The sequence below is a fragment of the Stenotrophomonas sp. CCNWLW162 genome, from assembly GCF_037203745.1.
In the GTDB taxonomy this organism is placed as follows: domain Bacteria; phylum Pseudomonadota; class Gammaproteobacteria; order Xanthomonadales; family Xanthomonadaceae; genus Stenotrophomonas; species Stenotrophomonas maltophilia_AQ.
Window position 1 is genome coordinate 369,950 of record NZ_JBBCBL010000001.1, and the last position, 17,424, is coordinate 387,373.

The window sequence follows — 17,424 nt, forward strand, 5'->3', positions numbered from 1 at the left end:
GGGGGGCTCCTGTGAATCGATGTGACATAGGGTGCCGCATTTCAAAATACGGTGATCTAATCGGAATCAGTCGCAGTTGCGCCTGCGGCTACAATCGGCCCACGAGTTCGGAAAGGACGTGCGATGCGACGTACATGGCGTTGGGTGCTGGGCGTGCTGATCGCCATCGTGCTGGTTACCGTACTGGGCCTGTGGCTGCTGCTGCGCGGCAGCCTGGCCGACCTCGATGGCGAACATGCACTGCCTGGGCTGGCCAGGCCGGTCACCGTCGAACGCGATGCGCTGGGCGTGGTCACCATCACTGCCGGCAGCCAGGCCGACGCGATGCGAGCACTCGGCCACGTGCATGCGCAGGAGCGCTATTTCGAGATGGACCTGATGCGCCGCAGTGCCGCCGGCGAGCTGTCGGCGCTGTTCGGGCCGAAAGCCATCGACGCCGACAAGCGCATGCGCGTGCATCGCCTGCGCGCCCGCACCGAGGCGCATCTGGATACCGCGCTGGGCGACAACGGCGCGGCCGTGCGTGCCTATGTGGACGGCGTCAATGAAGGCCTGGCTGATCTCTCCGTGCGGCCATGGGCCTACCTGCTGCTGCGGCAGTCACCGCACCCGTGGCAGGCCAGCGACAGCGTGCTGGCCGGACTGGCCATGTACGCCGACCTGCAGGACCCAGGCAACCAGACCGAGCTTGCCCTGAGCCGCATCCGCGCGGTGGTGCCGCCGGCGCTGTACGCGCTGATCGCCCACGACGGCACCGAATGGGATGCACCGCTGTTTGGCGAAGCCACCGGCAACGCGGCCCTGCCCGATGCAAGCCAGCTCGATCTGCGCACATTGAAGGGAAAGCCGGGCACCGAGCAGGAGGAGGCGGACGTCATCGGCAGCAACAACTTCGCGGTGGCCGGCGCGCTCACCGCCGACGGCCGCGCGATCGTGGCTGACGACATGCACCTGGGCCTGCGCGCGCCTGGCCTGTGGTTCCGGGTGCGCCTGCGTTACCCCGACCCGCAGGCTGCAGGCGGCCAGGTCGACGTCACTGGCTTCTCGCTGCCTGGCCTGCCGGCGGTGATCGTCGGCAGCAATGGACACGTCGCCTGGGGCTTCACCAACAGCTACATCGATACTGCCGACTACCGGACTGAACCGGCCAGCGCCGCTGTGACCGTGCACGACGAACGCATTGCGGTGGCCGGCCAGGCCGACGTGGTGTTCCCGGTGCGCGAAACCGCCTGGGGCCCGATCCTGCACACCCATGCCGATGGCAGCGGCGATGCCCTGCGCTGGGTCGCGCACCTGCCCGGCGCGGTGCGCCTGGACTTCGGTGACCTGGCCCGCGCCGGCGATCTGGATGGCGCCCTGCACTTCGCCGACCGCGCCGGCATCCCCGCGCAGAACCTGGTGGTCGGCGACCGCAGCGGACGCATCGCCTGGCGCCTGATCGGCGCCCGCCCCGACCGAGGCCCCGGCTGTGCACCGGCCGGCCTCACTGCGGCCAGCAACCAGGATTGCGCGCCGTGGCCGATCCGCAGCGATGCCTCGCCGGCACTGATCGATCCCCCCAACCATCGCCTGTGGACCGCCAACGGCCGCGTCCTCGACGGCGAAGCACTGGCCAGCGTCGGCAATGGCGGCTATGACCTTGGTGCCCGGGCGCGGCAGATCCGCGATCTGCTGGCAATCCAGGAGCGCTTCGACGAGCACGACCTGCTGGCGATCCAGCTCGATGATCGTGCCGTATTCCTGCAGCGCTGGTGGGCCCTGCTGCACGATGTCATCGAACGCAGTGACGACCCCGCCCTGAAGCGTTTGAAGGAGGTCAGCCATCAATGGGGCGGTCGCGCTTCGGCCAGCTCGGTCAGCTACCGGGTGGTGCGTGAATTCCGTACACAGGTAATGGAGACGTTGTCCGATGCACTGCTGGCACCGGCCAACGCGGCACTGGGCGATGACTATCTGGACCCGCGCCTGGCGCAGCTGGAAGGCGTGGCCTGGCCGATGCTGCAAGAGCGTCCGGCCAATCTGCTGCCTCCCGCCTTCGACAGCTGGGACGCGCTGCTGCTTGATGCAGCTCGCCGCACCGAGAGCGAGCTGGCCAAGCGAGGCCCACTGGCCCAGCGCACCTGGGGCGAGCGCAACACCGCGGCGATCTGCCATCCCATCGCGCGTGCATTGCCGGACATCGCCAAACGCTGGCTGTGCATGCCCACCGATCCCCTGCCCGGTGACCGCGACATGCCACGCGTGCAGACGCCGAACTTCGGTGCCTCCGAACGCATGGTGGTTTCGCCCGGCCACGAGGCCGACGGCATCGTGCACATGCCCGGCGGCCAGAGCGGCCATCCGCTGTCGCCGTACTGGGCGGCTGGCCACGAAGACTGGGTGCATGGCCGACCGACCCCGTTCCTGCCAGGCAAGGCGCAGCACGTGATGACGCTGGTCCCTGCGCGTTGACGACCAGGGTCAGATCCCTTTTCCAAAGAAAAGGGATCTGACCCCATCATTGCAGCGTCAGGCCAGCGCCTGCTCATGCACGCCGGCAATCGCGCGGCCGGAAGGATCGGCTGCTGCCGCGAAGCTGGCATCCCACGCAATCGCCGCCGGCGACGAACAGGCAATCGACTTGCCGCCCGGCACGGTCTCGGCCGCCGCGCGGCTGGGGAAGAACTGTTCGAACAGGTGGCGGTAGTAGTACGCCTCCTTGGTCTGCGGCGGGTTGTGCGGGAAGCGCTTGTCGGCCGCCGACAGCACGCGGTCGCTCACCTGCGCTTCGGCATGCGCTTTCAGCCCGTCGATCCAGCCATAGCCGACGCCGTCGCTGAACTGCTCCTTCTGCCGCCACAGGATGCTGTCCGGCAGGTAGCCCTCGAACGCTTCGCGCAGCACCGCCTTCTCGATGCGGCGGCCACCGAAGCCGGCACCGACCATCTTGTACGCGGCATCGAAGCGCATCGCCACATCGAGGAACTCGCGGTCGAGGAACGGGACACGCGGCTCCACGCCCCAGGCCATCATCGACTTGTTGGCGCGCAGGCAATCGTAGTTGTGCAGGGCATCAAGCTTGCGTACCAGCTCATCGTGGAATTCGCGCGCATCCGGCGCCTTGTGGAAGTACAGGTAGCCGCCGAAGATCTCGTCGCTGCCTTCGCCGGAGAGCACCATCTTCACGCCCATCGCCTTGATCCGCCGTGCGAGCAGGAACATCGGCGTCGATGCACGGATGGTGGTGACGTCGTAGGTCTCGATGTGGCGGATCACTTCCGGCAGCGCATCGAGGCCTTCCTCGAAGGTGTATTCGAAGCCGTGATGCACGGTGCCGAGTGCCTCGGCAGCGATCGCCGCAGCCGCCAGATCGGGCGAGCCCTTCAGGCCGATCGCGAACGAATGCAAGCGCGGCCACCAGGCTTCGGTCTGTCCACCATCCTCGATGCGGCGACGCGCGTAGCGTGCGGCCACCGCCGCCACCAGCGACGAGTCCAGGCCACCGGACAACAGCACGCCGTACGGAACGTCGCTCATCAGCTGGCGTTCCACCGCATGCTCGAACGCCTGGCGCAGTTCGGCCAGGTCGGCCTGGCGGCCCTGCACGTCGGCATAGTCGCGCCACGGTTGCTGGTAGTAGCGCACCAGCTCACCGCTGGCGCTGTCGAAGTAATGGCCCGGCGGGAACTGCGCGACGTCGGCACAGGTATCGACCAGTGCCTTCATTTCCGAGGCCACGCGCAGCCGGCCCTGTGCATCGTGGCCCCAGTACAGCGGCACCACGCCCACCGGGTCACGTGCCACCAGCACCCGTCCGGCCTCGCGATCCCACAGGGCGAAGGCGAAGATGCCATTGAGCTGTTCCAGCCACTGTGCTGGCGTACCGCCCTGACGGTACAGCGCGTTGATCACCTCACAGTCCGAACCGGTCTGGAAGTCGTAGGCGGTGGTCAGCGTGGCCTTCAGCTGCTGGTGGTTGTAGATCTCGCCGTTGACCGCCAGCGCCAGCTGCCCATCGGCCGACAACAACGGCTGCGAGCCACCGGCCGGATCGACGATGGCCAGCCGTTCGTGAACCAGCAGCGCGCCTTCATCGAGGTACACGCCGCTCCAGTCCGGACCGCGGTGACGCTGGCGTTGCGACAGCTCCAGCGCGTGGCGGCGCAGGGCGGGAAGATCGTCACCGGCCTGCAGGCCGAAGATTCCGAAGATCGAACACATGGCAGAGCTCCTGTTGTGGGGATTTCACGGGGAAGGTGTTCGACCGGCAACCAGGCCCGGGGGGACTGCACCCGGGCACAAAAAAACCCGCATCGGCTGATGCGGGTTTTCTGGTGTCCGGGCGTGTGTTGCTGTCTATCTACCCAGGGCGCAGTCCCGCATCGGCCGCGCACGATTATTCGCGCGCAGATTATTGCGGTTGTTGTTATTGACGGCGGTGGCCAGGCGGATCGACATGGCATCGACCCTACCCCGGTTTTCGGCGCCGCGCAACAGTTGCGTCGGCAACCACGCGGAAGGACCGCCACCGCGCCAGCCAGCGCATAATGGCCCACCCTGAACCGTGTAACAGGAATGCAACACCGCAATGGACGCACCGGGGCGCTGGCCGCCCTGCTCTGCCTGGGCCTGGCCGCCTGCCAGAGCCTACCCCCACCTTCCACACTGCAGCTGGACCAGCAACAGGTACTGGAGCAACGCGGAACCGACGGCAGCTTCGACGGCGCCTGGGAAACCGCGCGGACCTTCGAGCGCTTCAACGATCTGCGCGCCGTCACCTACTACGAGCGTGCCGCAGCGATCACACCCTGGACCTTCCACAACACCAAGGCGGAAGAAGCACTGGGCCGGATCTGGATCTCCGGCACGCTGCAGCATGCCGACAGCCCCCACATCAACCCGGCACCGGTGCTGCGCGCGTCCTGGCGACGTGGCGAACGCTGGTCTATGGCCGCCGCCAACCACGGCAATCCGTATGCGTTCTTTGACCTGGCCAAGGCCTATCGCGAGCGCGGCGATGCCCAGCGAGCGCTGCGCTGGGACCTTCGCGCGATGGTCTACCAGCGCTATGCGTCGTCGTCATCGGGACTGCCCGGCGCAGTAGCGGCCACAGGCGATACCGTGCATCCGCTGGTGGCGAGGATCCAACGCCGTGCCGCTGCAGGTGACGCCGACGCACAGGTCGATCTGGGCGCACTGCTGGAAAAAGGCGTCGGCCTGCCACGCGATCCAGCGCGTGCACTGCAGCTGTACCAGCGCGCAGGTGAGCGGGGCAATGTGTTCGGCCAGTACTTCGCCGGGCTGCTGCTGGGCCGCAGTGCGCCGGGCGTGGAGAAGGACACCGATGCTGCCGCGCGCTGGTTCGCGCGCGCCGAGGCGCAGCGCTTCTACATGGCCGCGCCCAGCTACTGGAAGAAAGCGATCGAGCCGCCGTTCTTCATTTTTTCAGAGTAGAGCCGAGCCATGCTCGGCCGCTTCTGGTGGAATAAACAGCCGAGCATGGCTCGGCCCTGCTGGGAAGCGGCCCCGGCGGGAGGCGTGCCGACCAACGGTCGGCACCCACCTCGGCAGGATCGGGGTATCCCCACCACAGGGCTCACACCAGCAACCGTTCCACCAGCCGCTGGTACAACCCCGGCAGTGCTTCCAGATCGTCAACGCGCACGTTCTCGTCCACCTGGTGGATGCTGGCGTTGACCGGTCCTACTTCGATGCACTGCGCGCCCAGCGGCGCGATGAAACGTGCATCCGAGGTGCCGCCGCCGGTGCTTTCTTCCGGGGCACGGCCGATGTGCTCGGCCAGTACCGCGCGCGCAGTCGCACGCAGCGTGCCTTCCGGGGTGTAGAACGGCTCACCGCTGCGATGCCACTTGAGCGTGTACTGCAGGCCATGCCGGTCAAGCAGTGCAATGATCTCTGCCTCCAGCTTCGGCGCATCCCAGTGCGGGTTGTAGCGGATGTTGAAATCCACCTCCAGCTCGCCGGGAATCACGTTGTTGGCACCGGTACCCGCGTGGATGTTGGATATCTGCAGGCTGGTCGGCGGGAAGCTCTCATAACCGTCGTCCCAGCGCCGTGCGCTCAGTTCGGACAGTGCCGGTGCCGCCTGATGGATCGGATTGCGCGCTTTTTCCGGGTACGCCACATGCCCCTGCACGCCCTGCACGCGCAGCTTGGCAGACAGGCTGCCACGACGGCCTACGCGCAGCAGGTCACCCAGCGTCGAAGTAGACGATGGCTCTCCTGTAATGCACCAGTCGATGCGCTGGCCGCGTTCGGCGAACAGCCGCGCCACGTGGCGCACGCCGTCGATCGCATCGCCCTCCTCGTCACTGGTCAGCAGTACTGCCAGCGTGCCGGGATGATCGGGATGTGCGGCGACGAACTGCTCGGCGGCGACCACGAATGCAGCCACGCTGCCCTTCATGTCGGCGGTGCCACGGCCGTACAGCACACCATCACGGATCTGCGGCGTGAACGGATCGCTGGCCCAGGCCTCACGCGGGCCAGGCGGTACCACGTCGGTGTGGCCCAGCAGCACCAGTACCGGCGCACCCTGGCCGTGGGTCGCCCACAGGTTGTCGACCTCGCCCAGGCGCAGGTGGTCGCAATGGAACCCGGCCTGCTTCAGCCGCGCCGCCAGCAATGCCTGGCAGCCGGCATCGTCCGGCGTCACCGAAGGCCGCGAGATCAGCTCGCAGGTCAGGTCGAGCACCGCGCTCATGCGTCGCCCACGCTGAAGCGCGCCTTGAAGCCGTTGTCACTGAACCCCTGGGTGACCTTGCCATCGGTGGTGACCACCACCGGGCGCTTGATCAGCTGCGGGTACTCGCGCAGCAACAGCTTCCACTCGGCCTCGGAATCGGCGGACTTGCGGTTGTCCGGCAACTGCCGCCAGGTGGTGGACGACTTGTTGACCATCGCGCCCAGGCCGCCCAGCTGCGCCGCCCACGCCAGCAGCGTTTCCGGGCTGGGCGTGTTGTCGCGGTAGTCGACGAAGGTGTACGGCACGCCGAAGCGGTCCAGCCACTTGGTCGCCTTCTTGCAGGTATCGCAGTTCTTCAAACCGTAGACAGTGGTGCTCATGGCCATCTGTGATGCTGGAAAACAGAGGGCCAGAATCTCACAACAGGCGCTCGGACACGACCCGGAACGGCACCCGGGGCAGCCGGAAGGCCAGTCCCCCATGCAACGCCACGTCCATCGCCTGCAGACGAGGGCAATGCAACTCGCCGAGCAGGCGCAGCGGCAGCAGGCTGTCGACGTCCACCGGCAACGCAATGCGCGTGCTGGCCCAGCGGTGGTCACAGGTACGGGCGATGGCCTCGTCCTGGCAGGTCAGGAAGCTCAGCACGGCGTGGTGACCACCGAAAGCGGCCGACCATGCTGCATCCTCCCAGGCGCCTGCGGCCCGCCACTGCAGGCGCAGGTCCGGTGCACTGCCCTCCCCACCCTCGATCCCCGTACAGCCGCCGCCTTCGGCGTCCAGCACATGCGCGAAGCGTGCCGGCAGATGCGGCTGCATGGCATCGCTGAAGGCGCGGGCGCCGGCCACGAAGGCCAGCTGGTCCATCACGTTGCGATCGAACAGCACCACCGGCGTTCCGTCCGGATCGTCGTCGCGGCGCAGGTACCAGCGCCAGTTGCTCTGCCTGGGAGACGGCAGCAGAGAACGCAGCGGCCCAGCCAGCGCCGGCCCAAAGTGCCCATGCCGGTAGCTGAGGATGGTGTAAGGCGTATGTCCGGCATGGACCACGTAATGATGGCCCGGCGGTGGCGTTGGTGCGTGGCGCACGTCGACCCACCAGCTCACGTAGACCACGTCGCGCACATCGCTGACCAGGGCCGGCATCGGCCAGCGCCGCGACAGCCCGCGGCGCAGACGGGTCCAGCGCAGGGCGTGCAGCAGGCGCGGCAGCATCCGCCCGAACAGGGTGTCGGACGGATGCCGGTAGATCGCGGACTGCGCCAGATCCTCCGGCGCAGTCACCGTCAGTCGGCCAGGCCGCGCAGCAGGTCGTTGACGCTGGTCTTGCTGCGGGTCTTGGCATCGACCTGCTTGACGATCACCGCGCAGTACAGCGAATGGGTACCGTCCTTGCTCGGCAGCGAGCCGGACACCACCACGCTGTACGGCGGGATGTAGCCATAGCTGATCTCGCCGGTGGCACGGTTGTAGATGCGGGTGCTCTGGCTGAGGAACACGCCCATGCCGATCACGCTGTGGTGGCCGACCACCACGCCTTCCACCACTTCCGAACGCGCACCGATGAAGCAGTGGTCCTCGATGATGGTCGGGCTGGCCTGCAGCGGTTCCAGCACACCACCGATACCGGCGCCGCCGGACAGGTGGCAATGCTGGCCGATCTGCGCGCACGAACCGACGGTGGCCCAGGTGTCGACCATGGTGCCCTCGCCGACGTAAGCGCCGATGTTGGTGAAGCTCGGCATCAGCACCACATCCTTGCCGAAGTACGTGCCGCGACGGGCAATCGCGCCCGGCACCACGCGCACGCCGCCACGGCGGAATTTGGCTTCGTCGTAGCCGGCGAAGCGCGATTCGACCTTGTCCCAGAACGGCGCCGGACGCGCATCGACCACCGCCATGTCGTTGACTCGGAAGTACAGCAGCACGGCCTTCTTCAGCCACTCGTTGACCTTCCAGCCACCGTGGCCGTCCGGCTCGGCAACGCGGAATTCGCCGCTCTCCAGGCCATCGATCACGCGGTTGACCAGCGGCTTGGTCGAACCTTCCAGTTCGTGCAGGGTCAGCGTGGCGCGCCGCTCGAACGCGCTCTCGATGCCGAACTTCAGCTCTTCCACGCCCGGCGCAGCCGGCTTGCGCAACGACTTGCGGGCGATGGTCTCGGCGCGCGTGGTTTCAGCGCTCTTGGCCGGAGCCTTCTTCGCTGCTGCGGCCTTTTTCACCGGGGCCTTCACTGCAGCGGCCTTCTTCGGCGCAGCGGCCTTCTTCGCGGCCGGCGTGGCGGCAGCAGTTTTCCGGGCCGCTGCGCTCTTGGTGGTCGCGGCGGTCTTCTTGGCGGGCTTGGTGGCCATCAGGCGGGGTCTCCGGCGTTTCGATCAGGGTCCAGGCAGGCGAGCATTGCGTCATGCAGCTGCTGCCGGGCGGGTTCAGTCAGGGGGAGGTCGTGTTCGTCACTGATCACGAAGGTATCTTCGGCGCGTTCGCCAAAGGTGGCAATGCGCGCGTCCTGCACGCGCAGGCCCTGGTTGCGCAGCACGAACGCGACGTCGGCCAGCAGGCCGGGACGGTCGGGGGCGACCAGGGCAAAACGGGTCGCGCCGGGCTCATCGCGGAACTCGATGCGCGGCGCAAAACGGAAGTGGCGCAGCTGCCGTGGCACCACGCGGCGTGACGGCCGCAGGCGGGTCAGGTCGCCGCTGAGCGCTTCACGCAGGGCGGCCTCCAGATTGGCGCTGCTGCCATCGGCGAAGGTATCGGCCGGGCTCACTTCAAACGTATCGAAAATGGTATCGGCCGGGCCATCCAGCACGCGTGCGCGATGGATGCCGTAGCCCTTGCGGTCCAGCGTCATGACGATCGCGGCGAACAGGCCGTCGCGGTCAGGCGAGTGCACGAACACTTCCAGTGCGGGATCGTCGACGCTGATCCGGCGCACCTTCACCAGCGCCTGCCCCTGCTTCACCGGCACCAGGGCAGCGGCCTGCCAGGCCAGCTGCTCCGGGCGCAGGCGGATGAAGCCTTCGTCGGGCATCACCGCGAACTGGCGATCGATGGTGGCGTCGTCGTAACCCTGCTCGCGCACCAGTGCACGCACGCTGTCGCGCGCTTCGGCCACGCGCTCGGCGGCCGGTACCGGATGCTCCAGGCCCTCGCGCAGCGCACGCCGTGTGGCGAAGTAGAGGTCGGCCAGCAACCGGTCCTTCCATGCGTTCCACAGCTTCGGGCTGGTGCCGGCGATGTCGGCGCAGGTCAGCAGGTACAGATAGTCCAGACGGTCGCGGCTGCCGACCAGGGTCGCAAAGCGATGGATCACCACCGGATCGGCGATGTCCTGCTTCTGTGCCGTCATCGACATGCGCAGGTGCTGTTCGACCAGCCACGCGACCAGCTCAGTATCGGAAGCACTCAGCCCGTGCGCCTGGCAGAACGCACGCGCATCGACCGCTCCCAGTTCCGAGTGATCACCGCCACGGCCCTTGGCGATGTCATGGAACAGGCCGGCCAGCAACAGCAGCTCCGGCTTGCGCAGGCGCGGCCACACTTCATGCGCGATCGAGAAGCGCTCGTCGGCACGGCTGCTGGCGAACAGGCCGATGTTGCGCAGGACCATCAGCGTGTGCTGATCGACGGTATAGACATGGAACAGGTCGAACTGCATGCGCCCGCTGACCTGGGCGAAGGCGGGAATCCACTGCCCGAGCACGCCCAGCCGCGCCATGCGCGAGAGCGTATCGACCGGGCGCTGGCCGCGCAGCAGCGCCAGGAAATGTTCGCGTGCATCGGTATCGGCCTGGTCGTAGGCCGGCAGCTGCGGCAACGATTCGGCCAACGCGCGTGCGGTCAATGAATGCAGGCCCCGCACCTGCGGGTTGTTGGCCCAGCCGGCGAACAGCGCGAATACCTGGCCGATGTCGCCACGCGGCCATTCGGCCTCGTTGGCGGCCAGATAGCCACGACGCAGGGAAAAACCAACGGTCAGCGGTTCCGGCTGTGCCTCGCCATCGAACTGCTCCTCGAAGCGCTGCAGCAGGCGGTCGCTGATCCGGCGCACCACCAGTGCGGCGCGGTAGAAGCCCTGCATCATCTTCTCGACACCGAGGTTCTCGGCGTCGTCTTCGAAGCCCAGGCGCGCGGCCAGGGTCTTCTGGTAATCGAAGCGCAGGCGCTCTTCCGGGCGACGTGCCACCAGGTGCAGGCCAAAGCGCAGGCGTGCCAGCACCGCGCGCTCGCGCTTCAGTGCTGCCGCTTCGTCGGCGCCCAGATGGCCGAGCCCGACCAGCGCCTCCAGGTCACGCACGCCGAACGCACGCAGCGCCATCCATCCCAGCGTGTTGAGGTCGCGCAGTCCGCCGGGACCATCTTTCAGGTCGGGTTCCAAATTATCGGCGGTGTCGCCAAAACGCTGGTGGCGGTTGCGCAGTTCTTCCAGCTTGGCCAGGAAGAACGCACGCGCCGGCCACAGCTCACGGTCGTCGATGGCCTCGCGCAACGCGCGACGGGTCGCATCCTCGGCGAGGATCGGTCGCGCCTCGATCAGTGCGGTCATCACCGTCTGGTCGGCAGCGGCCTCACGGCACTGCGCGGCCGAGCGCACGGCGTGGCTGACCGCCAGCCCGCAATCCCACAACAGCGCGAACAGGCGCGCCAGCGCGGCCTCGTGGGCCAACTGCGCCGCCGGCTCTCCGAACACCAGCAGGTCGATGTCCGAACACGGGAACAGTTCCCCACGCCCGTAGCCGCCCACCGCGAACAGCGACAGGCCGCTGTCGGTGGGCAGGCATCGCTGCCAGGCAAGGCGGATCAGGTGGTCGGCAGCGCGCGCGCGCAGCGCCAGCAGTCGCTCGATGTTGTCGCCCTGGTCGAATCGGCGGTACAGGCGCGCGTCGGCCTGCTGCAGCGCCTGGCGCGCGGCAGCAGCCCAGTCCGTGTCATTGAGCGACGCGGCCGGCGTGTCCAGCAGCGAACTCGCCGGCAACATGCTCAGGAGACCTGCGACTCGCCCGGCGACAGGGTCAGCACGTCGACGCCGGTTTCGGTGACCGCGATCATGTGCTCCCACTGCGCCGACAGCTTGCGGTCCTTGGTCACCACGGTCCAGCCATCCGGCAGCACCTTGTTGTAGCGGGTGCCCTCATTGATCATCGGCTCGATGGTGAAGGTCATGCCCGGCTGCAGCACCAGGCCCTGGCCGGGACGGCCGTAGTGTACCACCTGCGGTTCGTCGTGGTAGACCTTGCCGATGCCGTGGCCGCAGTACTCGCGCACCACGCTGAAACGCTCGCCTTCGGCGTAGCTCTGGATGGCATGGCCGATGTCGCCCAGCGTAGCGCCCGGACGCACCGCGCGGATGCCGCGCCACATGGCTTCGTAGGTGGCTTCCACCAGACGCCGCGCCATCACCGAGGGGGTGCCGACGAAGAACATGCGGCTGGTGTCGCCGTGCCAGCCATCCTTGATGACGGTGACGTCGATATTGATGATGTCGCCATCCTTCAGGACCTTCCCTTCACTGGGAATGCCGTGGCAGATGACGTTGTTGACCGAGGTGCACACGGTCTTCGGGAAGCCGCGGTAGCCGACGTTGGCCGGAATGGTGCCCTGCACGTTCACGATGTGGTCGTGGCAGATGCGGTCCAGTTCCTCGGTGGTGACACCGGGCTTGACGTGGGGGGTGACGATGTCGAGCACTTCGCTGGCCAGGCGGCCGGCGACACGCATCATCTCGATTTCCTGCGGGGTTTTCAGATTCACGCTCATGGCGCCCATTATCGCCGATCCGGCCGCAATCTGAACGAACGCCACCCAACTGGCGATCCGGGCCATGCACGGTTCCGGCAAGGAAAGTGAAAGCGTGATGGAGTCCGCCCTTTCGCCTGCCTATTTATCACGGATTACAGACACTTACGGCACCTAAGCTGGGGCCACTGTCGTCAACGCGGCGCCGAACATGCCGCCTTCGCCTTGTTCAACGGACCTTCGGGTCAGGGAGGTTGTCCATGCGATTCCCGCTTCGTTCGCCGCTTGCCTGGGCCTTGGCCGGGGTCCTGCTGTCCAGCCCGGCCCTGGCCGCCGACACCACCACTTTCAACGTCACCCTGGTGGTTACCAAGGCCTGCACCATCACGGCGGCGGCCGCCACCAACGTCGACTTCGGCACCGCCGCCTCGACCACCGCTACTCCCACCCTGGGCCAGGGTACGGTGACCGCACAGTGCTCGGCCCTGACCCCGTACACGATTTCACTGAATGCGGGTGCCAACGCCAGCACCGCCAATGACGTCACCACCCGCCGGATGAAGAACACCAACGCCGCGGTGACTGCCAACAACTTCGTGGGCTACCAGCTGTACCAGGATGCCGCGCACACCCTGGTCTGGGGTTCCACCTCCGGCACCAACACGCAGGCCGGCATCGGCACTGGCCTGGCCGTGCCTTACATCGTCTACGGCCAGATCCTCAACCTGAGCACCAACAACCCGGCCACCGGTAACTACCTGGATACGGTCACCGCCACGATCACCTATTGATGGAGCACGCCCGCATGGCCGGACCCCGCCCGTGGCGCGCCACCGGCGTGGCGCTGCTCGCCCTGTGCCTGCTGGCGACCTCCATGGCAGGTGCCACCAGCCTGCAGGTCGCCCCCACCAGCCTGCAGCTGGAAGCCCGCCAGCGTGCCGGCGAGCTGTGGCTGACCAACAGCGGTACCTCGCCGGTGAAGCTGCAGGTACGCGTCTTCCGCTGGGTGCAGCAGGGCGGGCAGGAACAGCTGCTGCCCACCGATGAACTGGTCGCCACCCCGCCGATGCAGGAACTGGCGGCCGGGCAGCAGCAGCTGGTGCGGGTGATGCGGCCCAACCGCGAGCCGCCGCCGGCACAGCAGTACTACCGGCTGATTGTCGACGAGGTGCCCGACCTGGCCACTCGCACCGACGGCATGCAGTTCGTGCTGCGCTATTCGATCCCGGTGTTCGTGCAGCCAGCGTCGGGCAAGCTGGCCGCGCGGCTGGAGGCCCGGCTGGTGCGGCTGGCCGATGGCCGCAACGGGGTGGAGGTAGCCAACGCCGGCAACAGCTATGCGCAGATTGCCGACCTCGCACTGGGCAGTGCCCAGCGCCCTCGCATCGTGCACCCCGGGCTGCTGGGCTATGTGCTGCCCGGGCAGGTGATGCGCTGGCCGATCGAGCGCACCGCCATCGACCGCGACAACGACCAGATCACGGCCAAGCTCAATGGCGAGTCGGAACAGACGCCGCTGTCGCCCCCATCGGCTCGCTGAGGCGTTGATGGGCGCGCTGCTTGCTGCCCTGGCTCCTGCGGCGACCGAAGCCGCCGATGTGTCCGGCGTAACGGCCACCGGGGCCGCCGACGTATCAGGCATCTCCGCCGATGCGATCCTGCCGCCCCCCACCCCGCTGACCGCCAGCCAGACGCTGTACCTGGACGTGTCGCTCAACAGCACGCCGCGCGGGCTGCTTCCCTTCATCGAGAACCGCGGCCGCCTGCAGGCCAGCCCCGAGGTTCTGCGCCAGCTCGGCTTCAATGCCAGTGGCGATGCACCGGTGTACCTGGACCAGATCAGCGGCGCGGTGGTGCGCTATGACGCCCACCTGCAGACCCTGGCGCTGGACGTGCCGCTGGACCAGCTGACCCTGCCGACCACCGTGCTCAGCCGCCCGCAGACGCGTGCGCCCGCCGGCAGCGCCTCGCCCGGCGTGCTGCTCAACTACGACATCTACGGCAGCCGGGTGGACACGCTCGGCAACCTCAGCCTGAGCTCGGAGCTGCGCCTGTTCGGCGTCGGCGACGGCACCTTCGAGAACACCGCGATCAGCCGTCGCTACCAGCAGCCCGGCGACCGTCGCTGGCGCGGCGAAAGCGTGCGCCTGGACACACGCTGGCGCCTGGATTTCCCCGACAAGGCGATGACACTGGAGGTCGGCGATTTCTACAGCGGCTTCGTCGATTGGACCCGACCGGTGCGCCTGGGCGGCCTGCAGATCGGCCGCAACTACGGGCTGCAGCCCTATCGCGTCCTGACCCCCACGCCCAGCTTCCTCGGCCAGGCGGCGGTGCCGTCCACGGTCGAGCTGTACGTTGATGGCCTGCGTCAGTACAGCGGTCAGGTGCCGGTTGGCCCGTTCCAGCTGGCCGCGCAGCCGGGCATCAGTGGCACCGGCAGCGCGCAGGTGGTGGTCACCGATGCGTTCGGCCGCATGCAGACGCTGGACTTCAGTTTCTACGGTACCCAGCAACTGCTGGCCAAGGGCCTGTCGGACTGGTCGGTCGGCGTCGGCCGCCTGCGCGAGGACTTCGGCCAGCGCTCCTTCGCCTACGATGATCGCACTGTGGCCAACGCCAGCTGGCGCGGCGGCATCAGCGACTCGTTCACCGGCGAGGCCCATGCCGAAGGCGGCGGCGGCCTGACCCAGGCCGGCGTCGGCGGCTGGTGGCTGCTCGGCGGTGCCGGCGTGTTCAACGCGGCTTACGCGCACAGCGATTACCACGGCCTGCAGGGCGGGCAGTGGGCGCTGGGTTACAGCTGGAACAACCGGCGCGTCAACTTCAACCTGCGTAGCGTGCGCAGCCACGGCGACTACCGCGACCTGGGCGCATTACAGGGCAACCTGCCGCCCAGCATCAGCGAGCAGGCCACGGTCGGCACGGATCTGCTGCGGCTGGGTACGCTCAGCGCCAGCTACCTGCGCCTGCGCTACCCGGATGGCGAGGACAACCGCTACGCCAGCCTGTTCTGGTCGCGCACCTGGAGCCAGCGCTGGTCAGCCTACCTGTCGGTGAACCAGAACCTGGACCAGAGCGACGACCGCAGCATCTATCTGTCGGTGACCGCCAGCCTGGGCAACAACCGCCAGGCCAGCCTGTCCAGCCAGCGCAACGGCGACAGCCAGAGCTGGGTGGCCGACGTGACCCAGCCGGTGCCCGGCGACGGCAGCGCTGGCGGTGTCGGCTGGCGTGCACAGGTACGCCATGGCGAAGACGGCAATGGTGGCCTGGCCGAGGTCGGCATTCTCAATGACATCGGCCGCTATTCGTTCGGCGCCTCGCGCCAGGGCGGGCTCAACTATGCCTACGGCAGCGCCAGTGGCAGCCTGGTCTGGATGGGCGGGCACGCGTTCGCCACCCGCGAGGTCTCGGACGCGTTCGCGGTGATCAGCACCAACGGCGTCGGCGGCGTGCCGGTGCGGCTGGAGAACCGCCTGATCGGCGTCACCGATGATCGTGGCCTGCTGCTGGTCAGCCCGCTGCTGTCCTGGCAGCGCAACCGGGTCTCGATCGACACTCTGGACCTGCCCGAAGACATGCGTGCCGACCGCATCGAGGACTGGGTGACGCCGCGCCAGCGCGCAGGTGCGCGCGTGACCTTCCAGCTGCGCTCGCGGCCCTCTCTGAGCCTGACCCTGCTGGCGATGGACGGACAGCCACTGGAAGTGGGCAGCGAAGTACAACTGCCCGATGGCCGCCAGACGACGGTGGGCTATGACGGCCTGCTGTATCTGGAAGACGTCGCCGCCGGCAGCGTGCTGTACATCACCACCAGCCGCGGACAGTGCCGCGTGAAGGTGCCAGATCTGCCCAAGGTGGTGGCAGCCGGCGCGCGGCCGAAGCCGGCACCGCTGCAGTGCATCCCGGAGGTGGCGCCGTGAGGGTGCTGCTGCTCGGCCTGTTGCTGTTGGCTGGCCTGCTGGCGAGCGCACCGACGGGCGCCACCGCGGCCTGTACGGCCGTCGCCAACCCCACCCTGCCGTTCGGCAACATCAACAGCAATGCTCCCGGCCCCACTACAGCCACGTTGAACATCACGGTCACCTGCACCACCGCCGCCCTCAGCCTGCTGGCCACTACCGGTGTGCGCGTCTGCGTGGGCATCGGTGCCGGCAGTGGCGGCGGTAGTGCCACTACATCACGGACGATGGCCACCGGCAGTGGCGACACCATGAATTTCCAGTTGTACAACAACGCCAGCTTCGGCCAGGTCACCGGCCTGCTTCCACACGGCACGCCACCGGCACAGGAACTGGCCATGTCCTACAACGTACCGCTGCTGACAGGCGGCAGCGGCGCGCAGACCACGCAATTGTTCGCGCAGATCCCCGCCAACCAGGTTCTGGCTTCCGGCGCGTACAGCAGCTCGTTCAATGGTGCCAACGTGGTATTGACCTGGGCCTGGAATGAAGTGCTGCTCGGCACCGCCACCGTGCCCGCCACCTGCAACGGCGGCGCCACCGGTACCAACAGCGCCAGCGCCGCCTTCAGCTTCACCGCCACCGCCAACGTGCTGCCGCAATGCGGCAGCTACGTCACCACCAACATGAACTTCGGCAATGTCACCGGCGGCATTCCGGCCAACATCGACCAGACTGCCACACTGACGCTGACCTGCCTGAAGAACACCGCCTTCCAGGTCGGCCTCAACAACGGCCAGAACAACCCCGCTGCCACTACCACCCGGCGCATGGCCACCACCATCGGCACCGGTACCTACTTCCTCAATTACGAGTTGTACCGGGACTCGGCACGGACCCAGCGCTGGGGCAATACGCTGACCGTTGATACCGCCAGCGGAACCGGCACCGGAAGTGCGCAGCAGCTGACCATCTACGGCCGGGTGCCCCCGGTCAGTGGCCAACCACCGGCGGGAACCTACAACGACCTGGTACAGGTGACGATCACCTATTGATTCATGTGTAGAGCCGAGCCTGCGCTCGGCTGCATTTCACGGG

General features: G+C 67.5%; 13 protein-coding genes. 6 read left to right on the plus strand and 7 right to left on the minus strand.

What is annotated here, in order from left to right:
• The first annotated feature begins 123 nt into the window (after positions 1-123).
• Positions 124-2,451: a penicillin acylase family protein gene (locus V9K93_RS01840; protein WP_337301994.1), complete on the plus strand. Its 2,328-nt coding sequence runs from the start codon at positions 124-126 to the stop codon at positions 2,449-2,451.
• A gap of 57 nt (positions 2,452-2,508) precedes the next feature.
• On the opposite strand, the gene asnB is transcribed toward V9K93_RS01840, so the two are convergent.
• Complete coding sequence (gene asnB / locus V9K93_RS01845) at positions 2,509-4,200, minus strand: asparagine synthase B (RefSeq protein WP_295381942.1); 1,692 nt, start codon at positions 4,198-4,200, stop codon at positions 2,509-2,511.
• Between the two features lie 354 nt (positions 4,201-4,554).
• Between asnB and V9K93_RS01850 the strand changes: the two genes are divergently transcribed.
• Positions 4,555-5,433 carry a tetratricopeptide repeat protein gene (locus tag V9K93_RS01850; RefSeq protein ID WP_046983125.1) on the plus strand — a complete coding sequence of 293 codons (879 nt, stop codon included), beginning with the start codon at positions 4,555-4,557 and terminating at the stop codon, positions 5,431-5,433.
• A 142-nt stretch (positions 5,434-5,575) separates the two neighbouring features.
• Here the strand turns inward: V9K93_RS01850 and dapE are convergent, their stop codons facing one another.
• The 6 genes from dapE to map are packed head-to-tail and all read right to left on the minus strand — an operon-like array spanning position 5,576 to position 12,508.
• On the minus strand, positions 5,576-6,703 hold the full coding sequence (gene dapE, locus V9K93_RS01855) for a succinyl-diaminopimelate desuccinylase (protein ID WP_046983126.1): 1,128 nt from the start codon (positions 6,701-6,703) through the stop codon (positions 5,576-5,578).
• Complete coding sequence (locus V9K93_RS01860; RefSeq protein ID WP_136638654.1) at positions 6,700-7,071, minus strand: arsenate reductase; 372 nt, start codon at positions 7,069-7,071, stop codon at positions 6,700-6,702. Before V9K93_RS01860 ends, dapE begins: the two co-directional genes overlap by 4 nt.
• Before the next feature lie 31 nt (positions 7,072-7,102).
• The gene (locus V9K93_RS01865) at positions 7,103-7,969 is read right to left on the minus strand and encodes a hypothetical protein (RefSeq protein WP_046983127.1); all 867 of its coding nucleotides are present in this window, start codon (positions 7,967-7,969) and stop codon (positions 7,103-7,105) included.
• A 2-nt stretch (positions 7,970-7,971) separates the two neighbouring features.
• Positions 7,972-9,036 carry a 2,3,4,5-tetrahydropyridine-2,6-dicarboxylate N-succinyltransferase gene (gene dapD, locus V9K93_RS01870; RefSeq protein ID WP_046983128.1) on the minus strand — a complete coding sequence of 355 codons (1,065 nt, stop codon included), beginning with the start codon at positions 9,034-9,036 and terminating at the stop codon, positions 7,972-7,974.
• The gene (locus V9K93_RS01875) at positions 9,036-11,645 is read right to left on the minus strand and encodes a [protein-PII] uridylyltransferase (protein WP_478475564.1); all 2,610 of its coding nucleotides are present in this window, start codon (positions 11,643-11,645) and stop codon (positions 9,036-9,038) included. Before V9K93_RS01875 ends, dapD begins: the two co-directional genes overlap by 1 nt.
• 20 nt (positions 11,646-11,665) lie before the next feature.
• Positions 11,666-12,508, minus strand: coding sequence for a type I methionyl aminopeptidase (gene map, locus V9K93_RS01880; RefSeq protein WP_046983130.1), 843 nt, complete (start codon positions 12,506-12,508; stop codon positions 11,666-11,668).
• A 173-nt stretch (positions 12,509-12,681) separates the two neighbouring features.
• On the opposite strand from map, the gene V9K93_RS01885 reads away from it, so the two are divergent.
• From V9K93_RS01885 to V9K93_RS01900, 4 genes are read left to right on the plus strand one after another with little or no spacing between them, the layout of a single operon-like run.
• Positions 12,682-13,212, plus strand: a complete 531-nt coding sequence (locus tag V9K93_RS01885) for a Csu type fimbrial protein (RefSeq protein ID WP_046983131.1) — start codon at positions 12,682-12,684, stop codon at positions 13,210-13,212.
• Positions 13,212-13,961, plus strand: coding sequence for a fimbrial biogenesis chaperone (locus V9K93_RS01890; RefSeq protein WP_253077641.1), 750 nt, complete (start codon positions 13,212-13,214; stop codon positions 13,959-13,961). The genes V9K93_RS01885 and V9K93_RS01890 overlap by 1 nt, the downstream gene beginning before the upstream one ends.
• A 7-nt stretch (positions 13,962-13,968) precedes the next feature.
• Complete coding sequence (locus V9K93_RS01895) at positions 13,969-16,347, plus strand: fimbria/pilus outer membrane usher protein (protein ID WP_337301995.1); 2,379 nt, start codon at positions 13,969-13,971, stop codon at positions 16,345-16,347.
• Entirely contained in the window at positions 16,344-17,381 is a 1,038-nt protein-coding gene (locus V9K93_RS01900) for a Csu type fimbrial protein (protein ID WP_337301996.1), read from the plus strand. Before V9K93_RS01895 ends, V9K93_RS01900 begins: the two co-directional genes overlap by 4 nt.
• Positions 17,382-17,424: the final 43 nt, after the last annotated feature.